Origin of the sequence: Thalassotalea euphylliae (assembly GCF_003390375.1) — a bacterium.
GTDB lineage: Bacteria > Pseudomonadota > Gammaproteobacteria > Enterobacterales > Alteromonadaceae > Thalassotalea_F > Thalassotalea_F euphylliae_A.
Genome location: NZ_QUOT01000001.1, coordinates 3689891 through 3710316, shown reverse-complemented (window position 1 = coordinate 3710316; position 20426 = coordinate 3689891). Strand labels below are relative to the sequence as shown.

Here is a 20426-nt window from a genome sequence, read left to right as displayed (position 1 = left end):
AGGCGCTGGCTAGTTCAGCGCCGATATTTAAAAAAAGCATTACGCTCTTAAGGTATACCTGTTAACTATGCCAATTAATATTGCGATTAATGGTTTTGGCCGCATTGGCCGAAGCGTCGCACGCGCCTTGTTTGAAACAGGCCGCCAATTACAACTTAATCTCGTTGCCATCAATGAACTAGCCGATGCCAAAGGCATTGCCCATCTATTTAAATACGACACCACTCATGGCCGCTTCCCGTTTGCCGTCAATTATGAGCAAGACAATTTAATTGTTGCAGGTAGCAAAGTTGCCATTAGCCATGAAGCTGACTTAGACAAGTTGCCATGGCAAAAAGAGCAAGTGGATATTGTGTTAGATTGTACAGGCAAATTTGCTAGCCAAGCTGATGGCCAACAGCATATTGCGCAAGGTGCCAAAAAGGTACTTTACTCACACCCAGCTAGCCACGATATCGATCAAACCATTATCTATGGCATTAACCATCAGCAATTAACTGCTGCTGATAATGTCGTATCCAATGGTTCGTGCACCACAAATTGTATTGTGCCCGTGATTAAAGTGCTGGATGACAAGTTTGGCGTTGAAAGTGGTGCTATTACTACCATCCACTCATCAATGCATGATCAGCAGGTGATTGACGCTTATCACAGTGACTTGCGTCGAACGCGTGCCGCCAGCCAGTCGATAATTCCAGTGGATACTAAGTTAGCCTTAGGTATTGAGCGTATTCTGCCAGAGCTAAAAGGTCGCTTTGAAGCGATTGCCGTGCGAGTACCAACCATCAATGTTACCGCGATGGATTTGAGCGTCACGGTTAACAGCGACGTCAGTATTGACGATATCAACCAAGCAATTATGGCAGCGCAGCAAAATGGCTTAGCTGGCATTTTGGGTTATACCGAAGAGCCACTCGTTTCCGTTGATTTTAATCACGATCCACACTCGTGCATTGTCGATGGTACGCAAACTCGTGTCAGCCATAAGCGCTTAGTAAAAATGCTCGTTTGGTGTGACAACGAGTGGGGCTTTGCTAACCGCATGCTCGATACCGCCAGTGAAATGGCAAAATTTATAAAATAAAATTAACCGATAAATATAACAACTTATATAGCAACAAGATAAACACAAAGCTGGAGCTTATTATGTCAGTCATCAAAATGAGTGAATTATCGCTGAAAGATCAACGCGTACTTATTCGTGAAGATCTCAATGTACCAGTCAAGAACGGCAAGATTACTTCTGATGCCCGTCTTAAAGCTGCCCTGCCAACATTAAAACTGGCGCTAGATGCTGGTGCGAAGGTGATGGTGATGTCTCACTTAGGTCGCCCAACTGAAGGCGAATACGATGAAACCTTTTCACTACAACCGGTTGTTGATTACCTAGCCGCAGCGCTTGAGCGCCCTGTTCGTCTGGTGAAGGACTACTTAAATGGCGTAGCAGTAGAAGCTGGTGAGCTAGTCGTATTTGAAAATATTCGCTTTAATGTAGGCGAAAAGAAAAACGACGATGCACTGGCGCAAAAATTAGCAGCATTATGTGATGTTTATGTGATGGATGCTTTTGGCACAGCACACCGCGCTCAAGCCAGTACGCATGGTGTCGCTAAGTTTGCGCCAGTTGCTTGTGCTGGCCCATTACTAGCCGGTGAATTAGAGGCACTAGGTAAAGCATTAGACAACCCTGCCCGTCCGCTAGTCGCTATTGTTGGTGGTTCAAAAGTATCAACCAAACTAACAGTATTAGATTCACTTTCTAAAGTTGTTGACCAATTAGTTGTCGGCGGTGGCATTGCTAATACCTTTATTGCAGCTGCTGGTCACCAAGTGGGTAAATCACTGGTTGAGAATGATTTGATTGATGAAGCTAAACGCTTAACCGCAGACGCTCAAGCGAATAATGGTGATATTCCAGTACCAACTGACGTGGTTGTTGGCAGCGAGTTCTCAGAAACTGCAAAAGCAACATTAAAATCGGTTACGGATGTCGCTGATACTGATATGATCTTCGATATTGGCCCTGATTCAGCAACAGCGTTAGCAGAACTATTAAAGTCAGCAGGCACGATTGTCTGGAATGGCCCTGTTGGTGTATTTGAATTTGACCAGTTCGGTGAAGGCACTAAAACTATTGCCAATGCGATTGCAGAAAGTGATGCATTCTCAATTGCTGGTGGTGGCGACACACTAGCGGCAGTTGATAAGTATAATATTGCAGACAAAGTATCCTATATTTCTACAGGTGGCGGCGCATTTTTAGAATTCCTTGAAGGGAAGAAATTACCTGCTGTTGCCATATTAGAAGAGCGCGCGAAGAGTTAATTTGGGCTCAAGCCTTCTTCGCCGAAACACTATTGATGCTAGCGGCAATGCCGCTATAGAGAAAATGCGCTATAGAAACAATGCGCTTTAGGGCAGAGCCGCTGGCAGTTTAAAGTAGACAATAAGTTAATCAAAATTAACGAACACAGATTTTAAAGATAATAAGAGCGAACACCGCCACTACACGACATACAATTAATACGGAGCACAACCCATGTCTGAAATTAAGCGTTCAGCCGAACAAAACGCTATGTTAACTAAAGTAAACTCTCAGTCAGGTTTTATTGCCGCACTTGACCAAAGTGGTGGTAGCACGCCAAAAGCGTTGAAGCTTTATGGTGTTGAAGAAAACGAGTACAGCAATGATGAGCAAATGTTTGATATGGTGCACCAAATGCGCACTCGTATCATCACTAATTCAGCATTCACCGGTGAGCGTGTGTTAGGTGCGATTTTATTTGAAAATACCCTAGACCGTAGCATCGAAGGTATGCCTAGTGCTCAATATTTATGGCAAGAAAAAAACGTTGTGCCATTTTTGAAAGTTGATAAAGGTTTGGCTGACGAAGCACAAGACGTGCAAGTGATGAAACCAATGCCAGAGCTTGATGCGCTATTAGACAAAGCTGTTGCACAAAATGTTTTCGGTACGAAAATGCGCTCTGTGATCAAAATGGCTAACGCTGATGGCATCGCTGCTATTGTTGAACAGCAATTTGCCGTTGCTAAGCAAATTATCGCGAAAGGTTTAGTACCAATTATCGAACCAGAAGTTGATATTAACAGCCCACAAAAAGCGGAAGCGGAAGCGCTATTGCGTGATGAGCTAATCAAGCATCTAAATGCACTAGCGGATGATGAGCTTGTGATGTTAAAACTCACCCTACCTTCAGCGGCTAACTTCTACGCTGACTGTGTTGCCCACAAAAACGTTGTTAAAGTTGTTGCCTTAAGTGGTGGTTACTCTCGCGAAGAAGCAAACCAAAAAGTGAGCGAAAATGCAGGCATGATCGCTAGCTTCTCTCGTGCATTAACAGAAGGTTTAAGCGCCAAGCATTCAGACGAAGATTTCACAAAGCAATTAGATCAAGGTATTGAAAGTATCTATCAAGCATCAATTGCGTAATCTAGCGTTTACCCAAAGTTAATCTCATTAGCTTTATTGCAAATGCCACCTATATCGGTGGCATTTTTGTTTGAATAATTTGAAGGTCGACATCAATTCAAACACCTCCACCACGCATAACTGGCACTTTTTCTAATAGAAATCGCATGTTTTAATCGACAACCTATCTACTAGCTCGCTTTTTATACTACCCTTTTACAAACCAGACTATTATCATGGGTTTGGCAGTAATACTTGGATATAATTCACCAATAATAAAAATGGAGCAAAGTTATGGAAAGTATCACTAACTGGATCACTAATAATCAAGAACTAATGATCAGTTTTGGCATTAAACTCGTTGTTGCCATCATCATTCTAATCGTCGGTAAACTCGTTGCCCGCCTTGTGAGCAAAGGGGTTAGTAAAATCCTTGAACATAAATCGGTTGACCAAGCGGTTATTTCGTTTGTTGCTAGCCTTGTTTATGGCATCGGCATCGCGATTGTCTTTATCATCGCCATTTCACACCTAGGTTTTAATACTTCATCACTTGTTGCTATTGTCGGTGCTGCCGGTTTAGCAGTGGGTCTAGCGTTGCAAGGTTCATTATCAAATTTCGCATCAGGTGTATTGTTGATTAGCTTTAGACCATTTAAAGCAGGTGATTTTGTTGAAGTGGGCGGCGTTGCAGGCATTGTTGAGGAAATACTGATTTTCTCCACCAAATTAAGAACCGGTGACAACAAAACCGTGATCATCCCTAACGGTGCGATTACCAGCGGTACTATTACTAACTATTCAACAAAACCGACACGTCGAATTGATCTAGTGATTGGTGTAAGCTACGACGCAAATTTAGCTGAGGCACGACAAGTAATGGCAGATGTAGTAGCTGCCGATGAACGCGTACTTAAAGACCCAGCTGTGACCATTGGTGTATCCGAGCTTGCCGATAGCGCGGTGAACATTGTAGTGCGCCCTTGGGTAAAATCAGCCGATTACTGGCCAACTTATTTTGACTTGATGGAGAATATCAAAGTTGCTTTAGATAAAGCAGAGATTGAGATTCCGTACCCTCAAGTATCCTTACATATGAACAAAGAGAACGAAAATGAGAAATAACTTAGTTGCGATTGCATTGTGCAGTGTTGGATTTTCCGCTGCTACATGCGCACAAGAGCAACCTAAAGCCCCTGAACATGAATACAAAGCGTCTGCTGAATTAGGTTTTTTATTTAAAACCGGTAACAGTAAAAGTGGCGATATTAAAACCGCATTTGACTTCGAGCACAAATACGACAAATGGACAAGCTTACTAAAAGCTAATCTTTTATATCGTAAGACAGAAGTTGATGTAGTTGATGATCAGGGCAACCCCGATGAAGACTTTGAAACGAGTGATCAAAAGCTGAACATCAACGCACAAACCAATTACGCAATGGAGGCCGACGGTAAAAACTACATGTACGGCAGTGTTGGTTATATTGACGATCGCTTCAGTAGCTTTGATTACCAGGCAACAGTCTCTGCTGGTTGGGGTAAAAAGTGGTATGAAACAGAGAAGTCTTCATTGTTTGCCGATATTGGTCCAGGTTTTAAGCGCGATCGCTTAAGAGTAACAGACACACAAGCAGCTGAGAATGAAGATGCCTTTATTGTACAGGCTCAAGCCTTATACACACGTAGCATTAATGAACATGTAGAGTTTAAGCAAATTTTACGTGCTTCACAGGCCTTTGGCAGCGATGAAAACAATGTCTACCGCGCTGAAACTTCAATCACTACCAAACTGATTGAAACATTAGCCATGAAGTTTTCGTTTATTGTCGACCACAACACTGAAGTTGACGAAGGTAAAGACAAAACAGATACAGAAACCGCTATTACCTTAGTATACAGTTTCTAATGAAAGCGAAAGTTAGCGGCTTTCTTCAAACCTTAAAAAGCCTAACTCACTCTGAGTTAGGCTTTTTTCATTATATATGTTTGTATATCTAAGCTTTAATAGAAACTAAATCGCGCTTGTCTAAGAGCTAGCAGTTAAGAGCCAAGAGCTAAGAGTTAAGAACTAAGAGCTAAACTTTAAACTGTAAACTTAATTGATTTAGCTGTGCTGCTACTTCGCTAATACTCTGGCTAGCCGCGGTGACTTGATTAGCACTTGCCGAGTTTTCATAAGCAACGTCATTAATCACCGTTATATTCTGGTTAATCTCTTCACAAACGCCAGCCTGTTGCTCAACAGCGCTGGCGATTAGTTCCGACATCTGCAAAATATTGTCAATTTCTTGATGAATAGTATTAATCGCTTCGCCCGTTAAGTTCGCATTATTGAGCGTGTTGTCAGCAGTTGTATGGCTTGTCGCCATCACTTTTACCGCCTGCTGTGAAGATGATTGTAGATTACTGATCATCTCTTCAATGCTTTTGGTCGACTCTTGCGTTTTCTCGGCCAGGGTACGTACTTCATCAGCAACAACAGCAAAGCCACGACCTTGCTCTCCCGCCCGCGCAGCCTCTATCGCAGCATTCAAAGCCAACAAGTTAGTTTGCTCTGCTATACCACGAATAACTTCTAGTACCGCACTGATATTATGAGACTCCTGCTCTAAGGCAAGAATAACATTGTGAGCTTCACCAATTTCCTGATCTAACTGGTTAATGTCTGTAATGGTATGTTGTAACTGTTGATTTGAGTTACCCGACTGCTGCTGAGCATTGTGCACCGATGTCGCCACTTGTGACGCATTGTTAGCAACTTCACTAATACTCGCTGACATTTGCTGAATAGCGGTTGCTAACTGCTCAATTTTCTTTTGTTGCTCAGCAAGGTTATTTGATGCTTGCAAGCTGGCAACGCTGCACTCCTCAGAAGAGCTTGCCAAACTATTACTATCATCAACGATCTCGCTGATCATAGCCTGTAAACGCAGAGACATTTTATTCATTGCCAAATAAACACCGCTTGCAGAATCACCTTGCTCAAATTCAATCGTTAAATCGCCATCTGCTATGGTGTTGGCAATATCGACCATATCATTTGGCTCTCCTCCTAATGGTTTCGTCACCGTTTTTGCCACATAAATTGCGGTAGCGATCACCACTAGCACACAGACCAAAATCACCAATGAGATAGTAAAATAAAGCTCGTCTATTGCTGCAAATGCCTCAGCCACATCTATTTCAGAAAGTAGCGCCCAACGAATACCGTGAATATCAAGTGGTGTATATGCAGAAAGCACCGGATTACCGTTGTAATCAATAATCTCTTGTGTGCCACTATTACCAGCAATGGCAAGTTTAGCGGCTTTGGTATCAACGCCGTTATTACTGACATTTCCAGCAAAAGAAGCTATCACCGAATGCCCTTGTGGATCTAGGTAGGAGTCTGAGCGCATCAGAAGATCACTGCCCACTAGATAAGTTTCCCCAGTCTCCCCCATACCAGAGCGTTGTTGCATAATTTGGTTAATACTGTCGATTGACAGCTGCAAGGCAATGACAACCGATTCGCCGTTAATTTGAACTGCTAAGCTAATAAAGCTGGCTGGTTCATTATTACTAGGGGCATAGCGGCTAAAATCTTCCATCGCGAATGCTTGGTGATTTATGCTCTTATTAAATGTCTTTCCTAGACCTGAACTAGCATAAGGCCCAGAGAGCAAATTAGATTGATAGTCAGCCTCTTTAGTGACGCTATAAAACACATCACCATTTTTATCGACAAGAAAAAAGTCGTAATAGCCATAAGATTGAATGAAGCCTGAAAAGTAATCGTGATGCTGATGCGCGGCTTCCGCCAAGGTTAATTGGGAAGACGATAATAACTTACTGACACTTCGTGCCAGTACTTCAATATCCCCCTTACGTTCATTGAAATAGCTAGTGACTTGAGCGGTTTTGATATCTCTAACGGCAGTTAGCTGAGCAAACGCTTGTTGTTCAATTGACTGGCTAGCGACGTAAGTAGAAGTAATACCTATAATCAGTGACGGTAGTATTGCTATAAGTAAGAAGGTAATGATAAGTTTGTTTTTTAACTTCATCGTTAATCCCTATCGGATGAGTAACCACGTGTATTAGTGTAGTTGGTAACTGTTGACAAATAGCGTGTCCTTAGCGATAGGCTCTCGCCAATTATCAAATGACAATTAATCGCAGTAACTTTACCACTATTTCCTGATTAACTGGTCAATTAATCACATTCTTAAAAGAACTAAACATATAGCATTAGGTTATTGCAAGATATGACTTTTCTCCTATGGTTAAGATAGACTTAGCCACGTATATTTCATTCACCACACATACATTAATTTCAAAGAGGATAAAAATAATGAGTAATCTAGTCCCTCAGGTCACTTTTAAAACCCGCGTTCGCGACGAGGCCGTTGGTGGCGAAAACCCATTCCGCTGGCAAGATGTTACTACTGACGATATTTTTGCCGGTAAAAACGTTGTTATTTTTTCACTGCCAGGTGCATTCACTCCAACGTGCTCGAGCACTCACTTACCAGGTTACGAAGCTAACTTTGACAAGCTGCAAGCATTAGGCGTTGATGATGTTTACTGCTTAAGCGTTAACGATGCCTTTACCATGTACCAATGGGCACAGCGTTTAGGCGCAGATAAAGTCAAAATGTTACCTGACGGTAACGGTGATTTTACTCGTTTAATGGGTATGTTAGTGAAGAAAGAAAACCTAGGCTTTGGTGATCGCTCGTGGCGTTATTCAATGCATGTGGTTGATGGCGAAATCAAACAAATGTTTGTTGAGCCAGGCAAAATGGATAACTGCCCTACTGACCCATTTGAAGTGAGTGATGTTGATACTATGCTTGCCTACCTAAACAAGTAATAGACATTGAGCAAGTAATAAACTTAGTGTAATTAAATAATACATTTATTTAATTACACAAATAAAAAGAAGCCACTTAGCGGTTGGGAGCTAGCGGCTTCTTTGACTACTTAACTGATTGTTAGGCTCAGCGTGTTGAACATGCTGAGCTTATTTCTTCTAAGTTCTAGATTAGAACTGGTTCATGGTGTTGTCTTTACCACCAGCTTTTAATGCAGCTTCACCAGCGAAGTATTCTTTGTGATCATCACCGATATCAGAACCTGCCATGTTTTGGTGTTTAACACACGCGATACCTTGGCGGATTTCTTTACGCTGTACACCTTTCACGTAACCTAGCATACCTTGCTCACCGAAGTACTCTTTCGCTAAGTTATCAGTTGATAACGCCGCAGTATGGTAAGTAGGAAGTGTGATTAGGTGATGGAAAATACCCGCTTCACGTGCTGCATCAGCTTGGAAGGTACGGATTTTCTCATCAGCTGCCGCTGATAATTCGCTATCGTCATACTCAGCGCTCATTAAGTTAGCACGCTCGTAACCTGATACATCTTTACCTTCTTCAGACCAAGCATCGAATACTTGCTGACGGAAGTTTAATGTCCAGTTGAATGAAGGCGAGTTGTTGTAAACAAGTTTCGCATTAGGCACAACTTCACGGATGCGGTTAACCATGCCACCGATTTGACCAACGTGTGGCTTCTCAGTTTCAATCCAAAGTAAGTCAGCACCGTTTTGTAATGAAGTAATACAGTCCAGTACACAACGGTCTTCACCAGTACCTTGACGGAATTGGAATAAGTTACTTGGTAAACGCTTAGGACGAAGTAGCTTGCCGCCACGGTTGATAACAACATCACCGTTCGCCATGTTTGCTACATCAACTTCTTCACAGTCAAGGAATGAATTGTATTGGTCACCTAAATCGCCTGGCTCAGTTGTGTAAGCGATTTGCTTAGTTAGGCCAGCACCTAAAGAGTCAGTACGAGCAACAATAACACCGTCGTCAACACCAAGTTCTAAGAATGCGTAACGAACTGCGCGGATTTTTGCTAAGAAGTCTTCGTGTGGCACCGTAACTTTACCGTCTTGGTGACCACATTGCTTCTCGTCAGACACTTGGTTTTCGATTTGGATACAACAAGCACCTGCTTCAATCATACGCTTAGCAAGTAAGTAAGTTGCTTCAGCGTTACCAAAACCTGCATCGATATCAGCGATAATTGGCACAACATGGGTTACATGGTTGTCGATCTTGTCTTGGATTTCAGCAGCTTTAGCGCTGTCACCTGCTTCACGAGCACCATCTAATTCGCGGAATAAACCACCTAACTCACGCGCATCTGCTTGGCGTAAGAAGGTGTAAAGCTCTTCGATAAGACCAGCTACAGAAGTTTTCTCATGCATTGACTGATCAGGTAATGGGCCGAAGTCTGAGCGAAGTGCTGCAACCATCCAACCAGAGAGGTATAGGTAGCGACGGTCAGTGTTTTCGAAGTGCTTTTTAATCGAAATCATTTTTTGCTGACCGATGAAACCGTGCCAACAACCTAATGATTGAGTGTACTGGCTAGGGTCTTTGTCATATGCTTCCATATCTTTGCGCATGATCGACGCAGTGTATTTCGCAATGTCTAAACCGGTTTTGAATTGGTTTTGTAAACGCATACGCGCTGCATACTCAGGGCTAATAGCATCCCAACCTTGGTTTTGAGTTGCTTTTAAGCTTGCTAATTGCTCGATGTTTTCATTGTAGCTAGACATAGGTATACCCTTCTCTTCTGTCTGTTAAATTCTTTACTGCGTTAATTGTTGTTCTTAACGCTTGCTAACCATCCTATGCCACCAACAACCAATCATCATAATTTATACATTTTATCACTATCATTCACATGATTTATTAAAAGAATGATTAGATCAATCTAAGGCATACCATAAAAGAATAGCACTAGATTTCATTCAGGTGTTTACAAACGAAAACAAGACAAATATATTCAGTAGAAATAACAAACCCCAAAAGGATATATTTGGTGAATATTTCTAAAATAGATCTAAATTTACTTATCTACTTAGATGTTCTGTTGCGCGAGAAAAACGTAACACGAGCAGCGAGTCAGCTAAATATAACTCAACCTGCCATGAGTAATGGTTTAAAGCGTTTGCGCAACCTGTTTAACGATCCGATCTTAGTGAGAACATCTGATGGTATGGTGCCAACCGAACGCGCTCGCTCATTGTCGCCAGTTATCCGAAAAATTCTGTTGGAATTAGAAGAAGCGCTGCAAGGTGAAGAAGATTTTAATCAAGAGCACAGTCAACGTGTGTTTCGTATCATGGCGAGCGATTACGCCGCTTCAACTTTACTTCCTAAGCTTTTGAAAAAAATAAATAAAATCGCACCAAATGTCACTATGGATATCATGACGCCGAGTGACGTTAATTTCCACGACGTGGAAGCTGGCAAAATTGATATGGCGATCAACCGTTTTGACGAGTTGCCACAATCCTTCCATCAAAAAACCGTGTGGCGTGATAGCTTCTCTTGTTTACTGAGCGCTGACAACGAAGTGGTCACTAAATTCAACCTTAACAGTTACTTAGCTTCAAAGCATGTTTGGGTGTCGAAAACAGGCTTTGGTGTTGGTGTTGGTATGGACCCTAAAGACGTACAAAAGCTAGGCTGGGTAGATGAAGCGTTAGCACGCCTAGGTAAAAAACGTGATATCAAAGTATTCACACGTAACTATCACGTTGCGATGCAATTGGCGTATGAAGACGATTTAATTGCCACTTTACCAACGAAGGCTGCACTGCTGCACAAAGACGACGCTAACTTTACTATCGTAAAACCACCATTTGATATTCCAGACATTGAGCTGAAGATGATTTGGAGTCCACTGCTGCACCATGATGCTAGCCATATTTGGTTCCGTGGACTGGTCATGGAAGCAGCGGCAGACTGCTGATGCTAGCAGTTGACTAAGTAGTAATGAAAGCGCAGCAAGATCATTAAGTAAGCTCGCGCTTTCACTAATAAATAGTATGACTAGCAGAAATAACACCAAATTTAGCAAGCTAAATATAATTAACTAGAATACCAAAGATAATAATCAAAAATAAAAGTTATAAAAGAAACTACAACAAGCTTAAGTCATTGTAATGAATAACTTTTAAGTATTTACTCAGTTAAAATAGCAAGATTATATTTCGTACATTTATATTTAACCCCTTGCGATTATAACCTTGAGTGAATAGATTTTATAATCATCAATAAATAGAAGTGATGTTACCGCCATGAGTGAACGAATTTCCCAATTTGGTTTACAAGTTTCAAAAGAGCTTAACCAATTCATCGAACAACAAGTATTACCGTTAACCGAATACAACGCAGAGCAATTTTGGCAACAAGCTGCCGACGTTATCCACGACCTAGCACCAAAGAATAAACAGCTGCTAGAAAAACGTGATGCGCTGCAGTCACAAATTGACCAGTGGCATCAAGAAAATACCTACAGCGCTGAGACCTTTGCTGACTACAAAGCGTTTCTAACGGATATTGGCTACATCGAGCCAGTTGTTGAAGACTTCAGCGTCGATACAGAAAATGTTGACGCAGAGCTCGCAACGATGGCGGGTCCACAACTCGTTGTACCTATTATGAATGCGCGCTTTGCGCTAAACGCAGTAAACGCACGCTGGGGCAGCTTATACGATGCGCTTTATGGTTCCGACCTTATTCCTGCAGAAGAGAATCAAGTAAAAGGCTACGACCCGGTACGCGGCGCAAAAGTTATCGCGTTTGCTAAAGACTTTTTAGATAAGCACTTACCATTAGTATCAGGTAGCCATGCTGATGCCAAACAATACCAAGTTGACGGTGAGCAGGTCGTAGTGACGTTAGCCGATGGCAGTCAAACTCAGCTGCAAACAGCTAGCGCATTTATTGGCCAAGCACAGCATTCTGATAGCTTCCACAGCTACCTATTCAAACACAATCAACTTCTGATTGAGCTTTGTTTTGATCAATCAAGTCCAATTTCACAGCAAGACCAAGCACAACTATCAGACATTTTGCTCGAGTCAGCATTAACCACCATTATGGATTGTGAAGACTCGGTTGCCGCCGTTGATGCCGCCGATAAAGTGCTGGCTTACAGCAACTGGTTAGGCTTGATTAAAGGTGATTTAACCGAAGAAATCTCAAAAGGCGGTAAAACCACTACTCGCCGCATGAACCAAGACAAACAATTTGTTGGTGCCAACGGCGAACCATTATCGGTGAAAGCCCGCAGCGTTATGTTCGTGCGCAACGTTGGTCACTTGATGACGAACAACGCCATTTTGGATAAAGACGGCCAAGAAGTACCAGAAGGCATTTTGGACGCAATTGTTACCAGCTTGATTGCAAGTCTAGATGTTCAAGGTGAATTTGCGGGTCAAAACAGTCAGCAAGGCTCTATCTATATCGTAAAACCCAAAATGCATGGCAGCGAAGAAGTAGCGTTTGCTAATGAGCTATTTGGCCGTGTGGAAGCGATGCTGTCATTACCAGCCAATACCATCAAAATGGGTATTATGGATGAAGAGCGCCGCACCAGTTTGAATTTGAAAAACTGTATTTACCAAGCGAAATCACGTGTCGTGTTTATCAATACCGGCTTCCTTGACCGAACGGGTGACGAAATTCATACCTCGATGTTGGCAGGGCCAATGACCCGTAAAAATGATATCAAGCTAACCCAGTGGATAGGCGCTTACGAGCAAAACAACGTAGATGTTGGCTTAAGCTGTGGCTTAAGTGGTAAAGCGCAAATTGGTAAAGGTATGTGGCCTGTACCAGATAACATGAAAGATATGTATGAAGCTAAAATTGGCCATGTGCAATCGGGCGCAAATACCGCTTGGGTACCATCGCCAACAGCAGCAACCATTCACGCGCTGCACTACCATGAAATTAGTGTTGCTGACCTACAGCAAACACTAAAATCACGCACACCAGCGAGCATTGACGATATCTTGAAAATTCCACTAGCGGAATCAACTGACTGGAGTGAAGCAGAGATCACCCAAGAATTAGATAACAACGCGCAAGGTATTTTAGGTTATGTAGTTCGCTGGATTGATCAAGGTGTTGGTTGTTCAAAAGTACCAGATATCAACGATGTCGGTCTGATGGAAGACAGAGCAACACTACGTATTTCTAGCCAACATATTGCCAACTGGTTAAAACACGATATCTGTACTGAAGCACAAGTCATGGCCAGTATGCAGAAAATGGCGAAAGTGGTTGATCAGCAAAACCAAGCAGATCCACTTTATGTTGCCATGGCGGATAACTTTGATAACAGCATCGCCTTTAAAGCGGCATGTGATTTAGTGTTTAAAGGTGATGTACAACCTTCAGGATATACTGAACCATTGCTACATCACTACCGCCAAGTTCATAAGTCAGCCTAGTTATATCGCTGACTCACTAGGCTACAAGGTAAAACAAATAGTGAGTTAGACAAGGCTATACAAAGTAGCTTGTGAGATTAAACGCATAAAAAATGCCGAGCAGTTGCTCGGCATTTTCATATTGGCTAGCAACAACTTTGTGCTGACTAACAATTTAGTCAGGCTAGTTTTTAAGTTCACTTTGCAAATTCAACTTTCAAATTCACCTTGTAAAGCCTTCCAACAAAGCCATACAACAAGCAGAAATAGAGCTAATCGCAATAGCCCCGAAAAACTATTTGTCATAGAAATAACTTTTTTGGCAAACAGTCTGTTGTTTTAGAGTTTTTTACGCCGGTAGGTAACTGGGTTGAACTAATAACGGGTTAATACGTCAAAGCATTGCCCGAGAGTTTTTCGTGCTAGTCGGCTCTCTAATGAGTAAGTTTTTAGTAGCAGTTAACCCTATAACGTTAACTGACTGTTAATATAAAATTTAAGTTCGCTGCTTATCTCAACAACATTGCCGTTCATCCCATAAGGCTCGCGCAATCAGTCGTAACAATTTATAGTAAAATGGTGCAATTTAGTTACATACGCGGGTATTTTTTACTGCCTAATGTATTAAGTGACAAAGTTATTACGTTACAGAGTTATTAACACAATAAAATCTTTTTAACATTGGGTTAGAGGATGAGACGATGAACAACAAACTTAAAGGAATTACCAGCGCAATTGCGTTAAGTACAGTCGGTTTATGTTTTGCTGTTTCACATGCCGCTCCAACCATCAGTGACAAAGAAGAAGTGAAATATTTCGTTATCAAAAAAGTGTCGATAACTACTGCCCCTGTTATTTCTGCCAACAAGCATTTCGACGCGCTGCGCGGTGTAGAATCATCAACGCTGTTTCAACGTGAAGTGTTTGCTCAAATGTTCGATAAACCACTTGTTCGCATTCCGCTAGACCAGCAATATATCGCTGATAGCCAAGTGGCAAAATCAAAGCCGCAAAAAACCAACGACTTTTTTGCATTAGCAACCGTGTTGAATGACAAATTACAGCAATTTATTGCTAAATTTACCCAGAGTTCACCTAGTTATTCAGTGAACGAGGAAGGGGTTATGGCGCTGAACAAGCCATCAAATGAAACCTGTAACGTAAAAAAAGCACGTTTTTAAAACTAATTCATTTAAAACCTGCTTTCCCCAGCGGTACTAGCGCAGCAGATATATTTATCAAAAGCTCATAAAGAAATTCATAAAAAAGGCCACGCATTTGCGTAGCCTTTTTGCTTTCGATTGTTTCGTTCCATATGTACCGTTCTAAATGTTTCGTCCTACATAAGGTTAAATTCACTTAAAACTGATACGCGCTACTTTTTTTCAGTAATTGTGCGGTGCTAATTTTATCGGTAGCACAGCCATTAATATCTCGTTTGCTGAACACGTGAATTTTATCTTGATAGTGTCGGCCTACTCTATCGCCACCTGACTTTAATACCACAGTGACATACTCCCCTTTTGGTAATGCTTTAAGGCCATTACCATACAGACATAACGCTTCGGCAATTTCACCGCTCAGCTGGGCAAAGTAGCTTTGGCGTGCCTGTTCAGACTTCTTAGCAGATTCCGCTTGCTTTACGCGAAATTCTTGACCGCGCTTGGCGAGCGCTTGCTTACTTTCTAGAAGAGCTTTCTTCTGTTTCTCTAATTGCTTTTGCTTTTCTTTTAGCTCAGCTTTCTGTTCTTTGTCAGCACGGCGAATTTGAAATTCTACGTCACGGTTTTCACGCTCTACATCCCTTAACTCGTAAACTATATCGCGCTCTTCTTCACGCAAGTCGCGATACACCTCACGCTCATCACGATGAATTTCAATGACTCGCTCATATGCACGTGAAGCAGTCTCCATAGCTTTTGCCACTTCCCTTTCAACATCTATATTGGGGTACTCGTCAGCCACTTCGGCAACAGTGGCTTCAATATCAGCAATTTGATCTGGCGATAAAAGCGTAATTGGTGGTGCTGGCGGCACAGGAGGTACCGAAACTTGGAAGTTATAACTTCCCCAACTTCCTCTGCTGCTCTTGGACCTAACAGTAAACATCACACCTTGTTTTTGTAGATAGGTACTTTCAATACCGGATAATTTAATCGATTGTTTTGCTTTGCCAGTAGTGATCGACGATTCAATAATATTACTCATAATATCAAGCTGCTTGTGGAGCTGCTCATAATTGACGTCTGCGGCGGTGGCAAGGTTTGCCGTTAAGGCACTCGACACTAACATTGCTAATTTTTTCATCGTAATTTTCCTCGCTTAATTAGCCCAGTTAGCAGGCTGCATCGTGGTTGTTTGATTGATAAAGGTGCTTTGCTGTAACAAGGCATCTTCAAGTTGTTGAAAACGTATACGCTGATCTAGCGCATCATCATTACGCTGGGCGTTAACAAACTGAATAAAGTCGCTAATATCTTCTTTTCGCTCTTGCCTTGAGGTTTCAAGAATATAGCTAGCAAGTTGCAAGTTACTCTGCTGCTGTTTATCGCTCAATTCATTGGTGAAGTTGGCTAAGGCGAGCTGTTGACTTTGCTGGTATTGATTCAGCTTGTCGTCAACTAGCTGATTAACGCGCTCGGTAACTTGGCTTTCAATCACCTCGGGGTCAACCTCCGACTTACCAAAGGTCAATAACATACCTTGGTCACTGACTGTGAATTGCACATTGAACAATACTAAAGCCATGGCAAAACAAGAAAATGCCATTGATAACGCGGGTAAACCACTCCACTGCCACCATTTGTGACTAGTATGTTGATTATCCATGTCCATCACTGCCGTGCGATCCCAGTTAGGAACCTTTTTTGGCGCTTCCTGACTGGCTAAATATTCCACGTATTTAGCCGTTGCAATATGCTGTTTCATTGCGCTCTCATGTGCGTGATTATTCTCAAATTCGGCAGCTTGCTCGGGCGACAGTTGCTTGTCGAGCCACTTTTCAAATTGCTTATCTTCGAATTGATCAGATTTATCATGCGGCGACATCTTCCACCTCCAAATAATCTTTCAGTTTATCAAGGGCACTGTACAGTCGAGACTTGGCGGTATTGGTTGATATGCCCAGTTGCTGTGCAATTTCCTCAAAGGTGAATTGTTGAAAAAACTTCATTTCCACCATAATTTTTTGATTAAATGCCAAACGTTGCATCGCTTGATGCAATGCTTGGCTCTGCTGTCCCTGAGTAAGCCCAGTATCTAAACAAGCATCTTGGCTTTCATCTACTTGCTCAGGCACATCATCTATCGACTGCAGTGGCCTTTTCTTTCGATAATATTCAATGCAACGGTAGTGGGCGATTTTAAACAACCAGCCTTTAAATGGGCTGTCGCCGCGAAACGTACTTAAATTACGGTAAACCGCAATGAATATATCCTGCATTAAATCCATAGCATCATCTGGATGATTGACCATGCGGTAGGCGTAGTTATAAATGCCACTTTCGTAGCGTTTTACTAAACTCACCCACGCAGACTTTTTCCCTTTGAGTGCTTGCTTGATGAGCGACTCATCGCTTCGTTCGAACACTTATCTTCCTGCGATAGTTTGGCGTTGTTATTTAATAAGGTAGTGGCAAGCATATAAAAAGTTTGAAAATAATTTAAATTTTTTAATTTATTGTTTTCTGTTTTCTTGTTTTTCTTATTTTCCTTATATTAGGTAAGAGCGCCTTATTTCAGGCACAAAAAAACCGCTTAGCAAGCTAACTCACCAAGCGGTTTTTGAATGGGTGTGTTTGTGTTTGGTTTTAGCCTAGCGAGCTAGATAAAATCCAGAAGAACACAATTGATAAACCAGCACCTACTGGTAGGGTAATAACCCAAGACACAACAATATTGCGTACCACACCTAAATTAATTGCTGCGATACCACGCGCCATACCAACACCTAATACAGCACCAACTAATGTTTGCGTTGTTGAAATTGGTAAGCCAGTACCTGAAGCGATAACTACCGTACATGCCGCCGCTAATTCAGCAGCGAAACCACGGCTTGGTGTTAAGTGAGTAATACCTTTACCGATAGTTGCGATAACGCGATGACCGAAAATCGCAAGGCCGGCAACAATACCTAAGCCACCTAAAGGTAGAATCCACCACTCTAGTGCAGCTTTCTTAACGATTTGACCTTCATTGCCAACAATACTAACAACAGCCGCTAATGGGCCAATAGCGTTAGCAACATCGTTTGAACCATGGGCAAATGCCATACAACAAGCAGTAATAACCATTAATACCGCAAACACTTTTTCAACGTTAACGTAGTGGCTTTGCTTGTCAGCCGTTTCATCAAACTTGATACGTGCGATAAAGAATTTACCCACTATTGCAACGATTGCCGCAACGGCAACTGCGTAGACATAACCTTCAACAGTACCTACGTCTAAACCAATGTGCTTCAAACCTTTTTTAATCGTTACTAGCGATAATACGAAGCCCGCTAAGAACATGTATAACGGTACCCAACGCTTAGCTTGGCGAAGTGGTTGTTCAGTATCAAAAATCAGTTTTTGTGCACTGTTAAAAATGATAAAAGCAATAACACCAGACAGCAGTGGTGTAACAATCCAGCTACCAACAATGCCGCCTACTTTGCCCCAAACAACGGTATCCATGCTAACACCAATCGCGGCAAAGCCTATAATAGCGCCAACAATAGAGTGCGTTGTAGAGACCGGCCAGCCTAGTGCTGATGCAACCAATAACCAAGTTGCCGCAGCTAATAGTGCTGAAATCATACCGTAAACAAGTAAATGAGGAATATCAGTAAAGTAAGACGGGTCGATAATCCCTTTACGAATAGTTGATGTTACTTCACCACCGGCTAAGTAAGCACCAGCGAATTCAAACACCATCGCGATAATAATCGCTTGCTTAATGGTTAGTGCTTTTGAACCAACCGAAGTACCCATGGCATTCGCTACGTCGTTCGCACCAATACCCCAAGCCATAAAAAAGCCGACAATAGCGGCGATCATGACCAGCATTGGGCCATGTGTAATTAAAATGTCCATTAAAACGAACCTTAGTTTTTCGCTAATAAAATTTCTAAACGAGCACCAACACGCTCAGCTAAATCGGCTAGATCGCCGACCCATTCGATGATTTGATAAAGAAACATCACATCAACTGGGTTTAAGTCTTTTTCGATCGCTAGCAGTCCTGTACGCAAACCAATTTGCATTGAGTCTGTGTCGTCCTCAATTTCATCAAGCTTGTGGATCATTTTTTCAACTAAATCGACTTCACGGCCTCTAAAGCCCGTTTCTAATAAGTCATCCAATTCATTAATCGCGTCAGCCGCCATATCAATGGCATCTAAACAACGCGCTAAGTATTTGAAAAAATCGTTCTCTAAGTCAGCAGGAATAGACAACTCTCGACCGATAACACGGCCAGAAATATCTTTTGCTTTATTAGCAATGCGATCTTGCTGAGTGAGTAGCTCTAATAAGTCAGCACGGTCAACAGGCATAAATAAGCCACCTGGTAACTCTAAACGTAACTGTCTTTTTAGTGCATCGGCATCCTTTTCAAGTTGCGAAATTTCTTTACGCATCTTCGCCGCTCGGTCCCAATCCTTGGCTTTTACCGCATCAAAAAACGGATGTAACTGGCGAGCACACTTATTCACGATGCGAATGTGTTTCTCCAGCGGTTTAATTGGTGATTTAGCAAATACACCTAGTATTGAATTGTTCGGCATAGTCTTATGTCCCGGATACAAATCTCTGTTTTATTTTTCGACGCGGATTCTAGCTGAATGTCCACCATTTGCAACTAATTCCACCATTTTAGTTGACCAATCAGTCATGAATTTAATTAAAATCAAACACAAAAAAAGGTACATAAACTATGTACCTTTTCTACTTTAACTATAGTTCTTTTAAGATATATTGAAAAACAATGAGTTAGACGTTTTTCATATCTTCAGGGCTGGTGTGACGGAATACTTTACCTTTCACGAAATACATAATGTATTCACAAATATTCTGACAGCGATCACCAATGCGCTCTAGCGCACGTGCTGACCAAATAACACTCATAATTTGTGGAATTGAACGCGGGTCTTCCATCATATACGTCATTAGTTGGCGCATTAATGCTTCGTATTCACGGTCAATTTTACTATCACGCTGGTGCACTTTCATTGCTGCATCAAAGTCCATACGAGTAAACGCATCTAACGTTTTTTGCAGCATTTTCAATACACTATTACCTAGATTCTCTAGGTTTAATAGCAAGTCACGTTGTTCTTTAGAGAAGCTTTCTTGTGCCACGTTGGCAATTTTCTCAGCTTCATCACCAATCCGCTCTAAATCAGTGATGGTTTTGATAATCGCCATAATCAAACGCAAGTCACCCGCCGCTGGTTGACGCTTAGCAATAATACGCGAGCATTCCTCATCAATGTAAACTTCAAATTCATTGATTTTGTAGTCGTTTTTTAGAACTTCTTTCGCAAGGTCTTCATCTGCCTCAATCATTGCAGTGATAGAGTCTTGTAGTTGCTTTTCAACCAAGCCCCCCATCGACATCACGTGATTGATAACCGTTTCTAAGTCTTCGTTAAATTGCCCAGAAATGTGACGGCTAATATTGATAGTATCCATAATAAACTCTTATCCACCCTTTACCTTA

Annotated in this window: 16 protein-coding genes and 1 pseudogene; 9 read left to right on the top strand and 8 right to left on the bottom strand. The window is 41.9% G+C overall.

What is annotated here, in order from left to right; translation table 11 throughout:
• Nucleotides 1-67 precede the first annotated feature (67 nt).
• The 5 genes from epd (at nt 68) to DXX94_RS16155 (ending at nt 5339) form a co-directional block, all read left to right on the top strand.
• On the top strand, nt 68-1084 hold the full coding sequence (epd, locus tag DXX94_RS16175) for an erythrose-4-phosphate dehydrogenase (RefSeq protein ID WP_116017484.1): 1017 nt from the start codon (nt 68-70) through the stop codon (nt 1082-1084).
• A gap of 62 nt (nt 1085-1146) precedes the next feature.
• Nucleotides 1147-2325 (top strand): phosphoglycerate kinase, encoded by a 1179-nt coding sequence (locus tag DXX94_RS16170; protein ID WP_116017482.1) that lies wholly within the window; start codon nt 1147-1149, stop codon nt 2323-2325.
• 214 nt (nt 2326-2539) lie between these two features.
• Nucleotides 2540-3451, top strand: a complete 912-nt coding sequence (locus tag DXX94_RS16165) for a fructose bisphosphate aldolase (protein ID WP_116017480.1) — start codon at nt 2540-2542, stop codon at nt 3449-3451.
• A 273-nt stretch (nt 3452-3724) separates the two neighbouring features.
• Nucleotides 3725-4555, top strand: a complete 831-nt coding sequence (locus tag DXX94_RS16160) for a mechanosensitive ion channel family protein (RefSeq protein WP_116017478.1) — start codon at nt 3725-3727, stop codon at nt 4553-4555.
• Nucleotides 4545-5339 (top strand): DUF481 domain-containing protein, encoded by a 795-nt coding sequence (locus tag DXX94_RS16155; protein WP_116017476.1) that lies wholly within the window; start codon nt 4545-4547, stop codon nt 5337-5339. The genes DXX94_RS16160 and DXX94_RS16155 overlap by 11 nt, the downstream gene beginning before the upstream one ends.
• Before the next feature lie 169 nt (nt 5340-5508).
• Here DXX94_RS16155 and DXX94_RS16150 read toward each other — a convergent pair whose 3' ends face one another.
• Nucleotides 5509-7479, bottom strand: a complete 1971-nt coding sequence (locus DXX94_RS16150) for a methyl-accepting chemotaxis protein (protein WP_116017474.1) — start codon at nt 7477-7479, stop codon at nt 5509-5511.
• A 287-nt stretch (nt 7480-7766) separates the two neighbouring features.
• On the opposite strand from DXX94_RS16150, the pseudogene DXX94_RS16145 reads away from it, so the two are divergent.
• A pseudogene (locus DXX94_RS16145) lies at nt 7767-8282 on the top strand (peroxiredoxin); the annotation flags it as partial.
• Nucleotides 8283-8459: 177 nt separating this feature from the next.
• On the opposite strand, the gene DXX94_RS16140 reads toward DXX94_RS16145, so the two are convergent.
• Entirely contained in the window at nt 8460-10052 is a 1593-nt protein-coding gene (locus tag DXX94_RS16140) for an isocitrate lyase (protein ID WP_116017470.1), read from the bottom strand.
• A gap of 266 nt (nt 10053-10318) precedes the next feature.
• On the opposite strand from DXX94_RS16140, the gene DXX94_RS16135 reads away from it, so the two are divergent.
• From DXX94_RS16135 to DXX94_RS16125, 3 genes are all read left to right on the top strand, one after another.
• Complete coding sequence (locus tag DXX94_RS16135) at nt 10319-11254, top strand: LysR family transcriptional regulator (protein ID WP_116001058.1); 936 nt, start codon at nt 10319-10321, stop codon at nt 11252-11254.
• A gap of 328 nt (nt 11255-11582) precedes the next feature.
• Nucleotides 11583-13745, top strand: a complete 2163-nt coding sequence (locus DXX94_RS16130; RefSeq protein ID WP_116017468.1) for a malate synthase G — start codon at nt 11583-11585, stop codon at nt 13743-13745.
• A 680-nt stretch (nt 13746-14425) separates the two neighbouring features.
• Nucleotides 14426-14905 carry a hypothetical protein gene (locus DXX94_RS16125; RefSeq protein ID WP_116017466.1) on the top strand — a complete coding sequence of 160 codons (480 nt, stop codon included), beginning with the start codon at nt 14426-14428 and terminating at the stop codon, nt 14903-14905.
• A gap of 178 nt (nt 14906-15083) precedes the next feature.
• On the opposite strand, the gene DXX94_RS16120 is transcribed toward DXX94_RS16125, so the two are convergent.
• From DXX94_RS16120 to phoU, 6 genes are all read right to left on the bottom strand, one after another.
• A complete protein-coding gene (locus DXX94_RS16120) occupies nt 15084-16031 on the bottom strand; it encodes a hypothetical protein (RefSeq protein WP_116017464.1) in 948 nt (315 codons plus the stop codon).
• A gap of 15 nt (nt 16032-16046) precedes the next feature.
• Nucleotides 16047-16772, bottom strand: coding sequence for a hypothetical protein (locus DXX94_RS16115; protein WP_116017462.1), 726 nt, complete (start codon nt 16770-16772; stop codon nt 16047-16049).
• Nucleotides 16759-17313: an RNA polymerase sigma factor gene (locus DXX94_RS16110; protein WP_116017460.1), complete on the bottom strand. Its 555-nt coding sequence runs from the start codon at nt 17311-17313 to the stop codon at nt 16759-16761. The genes DXX94_RS16115 and DXX94_RS16110 overlap by 14 nt, the downstream gene beginning before the upstream one ends.
• A 220-nt stretch (nt 17314-17533) precedes the next feature.
• A complete protein-coding gene (locus DXX94_RS16105; RefSeq protein WP_116017458.1) occupies nt 17534-18799 on the bottom strand; it encodes an inorganic phosphate transporter in 1266 nt (421 codons plus the stop codon).
• 11 nt (nt 18800-18810) lie between these two features.
• Nucleotides 18811-19491 (bottom strand): TIGR00153 family protein, encoded by a 681-nt coding sequence (locus tag DXX94_RS16100; RefSeq protein ID WP_116001065.1) that lies wholly within the window; start codon nt 19489-19491, stop codon nt 18811-18813.
• 205 nt (nt 19492-19696) lie between these two features.
• Nucleotides 19697-20398 (bottom strand): phosphate signaling complex protein PhoU, encoded by a 702-nt coding sequence (gene phoU / locus DXX94_RS16095; RefSeq protein ID WP_116001066.1) that lies wholly within the window; start codon nt 20396-20398, stop codon nt 19697-19699.
• Between the last annotated feature and the right edge of the window lie 28 nt (nt 20399-20426).

Coding starts and splice junctions, on each gene's coding strand:
- epd (WP_116017484.1), top strand. CDS start 68: ATGCCAATTAATATTGCGATTAATGGTTTTGGCCGCATTGGCCGAAGC.
- DXX94_RS16170 (WP_116017482.1), top strand. CDS start 1,147: ATGTCAGTCATCAAAATGAGTGAATTATCGCTGAAAGATCAACGCGTA.
- DXX94_RS16165 (WP_116017480.1), top strand. CDS start 2,540: ATGTCTGAAATTAAGCGTTCAGCCGAACAAAACGCTATGTTAACTAAA.
- DXX94_RS16160 (WP_116017478.1), top strand. CDS start 3,725: ATGGAAAGTATCACTAACTGGATCACTAATAATCAAGAACTAATGATC.
- DXX94_RS16155 (WP_116017476.1), top strand. CDS start 4,545: ATGAGAAATAACTTAGTTGCGATTGCATTGTGCAGTGTTGGATTTTCC.
- DXX94_RS16150 (WP_116017474.1), bottom strand. CDS start 7,479: ATGAAGTTAAAAAACAAACTTATCATTACCTTCTTACTTATAGCAATA.
- DXX94_RS16140 (WP_116017470.1), bottom strand. CDS start 10,052: ATGTCTAGCTACAATGAAAACATCGAGCAATTAGCAAGCTTAAAAGCA.
- DXX94_RS16130 (WP_116017468.1), top strand. CDS start 11,583: ATGAGTGAACGAATTTCCCAATTTGGTTTACAAGTTTCAAAAGAGCTT.
- DXX94_RS16125 (WP_116017466.1), top strand. CDS start 14,426: ATGAACAACAAACTTAAAGGAATTACCAGCGCAATTGCGTTAAGTACA.
- DXX94_RS16120 (WP_116017464.1), bottom strand. CDS start 16,031: ATGAAAAAATTAGCAATGTTAGTGTCGAGTGCCTTAACGGCAAACCTT.
- DXX94_RS16115 (WP_116017462.1), bottom strand. CDS start 16,772: ATGTCGCCGCATGATAAATCTGATCAATTCGAAGATAAGCAATTTGAA.
- DXX94_RS16105 (WP_116017458.1), bottom strand. CDS start 18,799: ATGGACATTTTAATTACACATGGCCCAATGCTGGTCATGATCGCCGCT.
- DXX94_RS16100 (WP_116001065.1), bottom strand. CDS start 19,491: ATGCCGAACAATTCAATACTAGGTGTATTTGCTAAATCACCAATTAAA.
- phoU (WP_116001066.1), bottom strand. CDS start 20,398: ATGGATACTATCAATATTAGCCGTCACATTTCTGGGCAATTTAACGAA.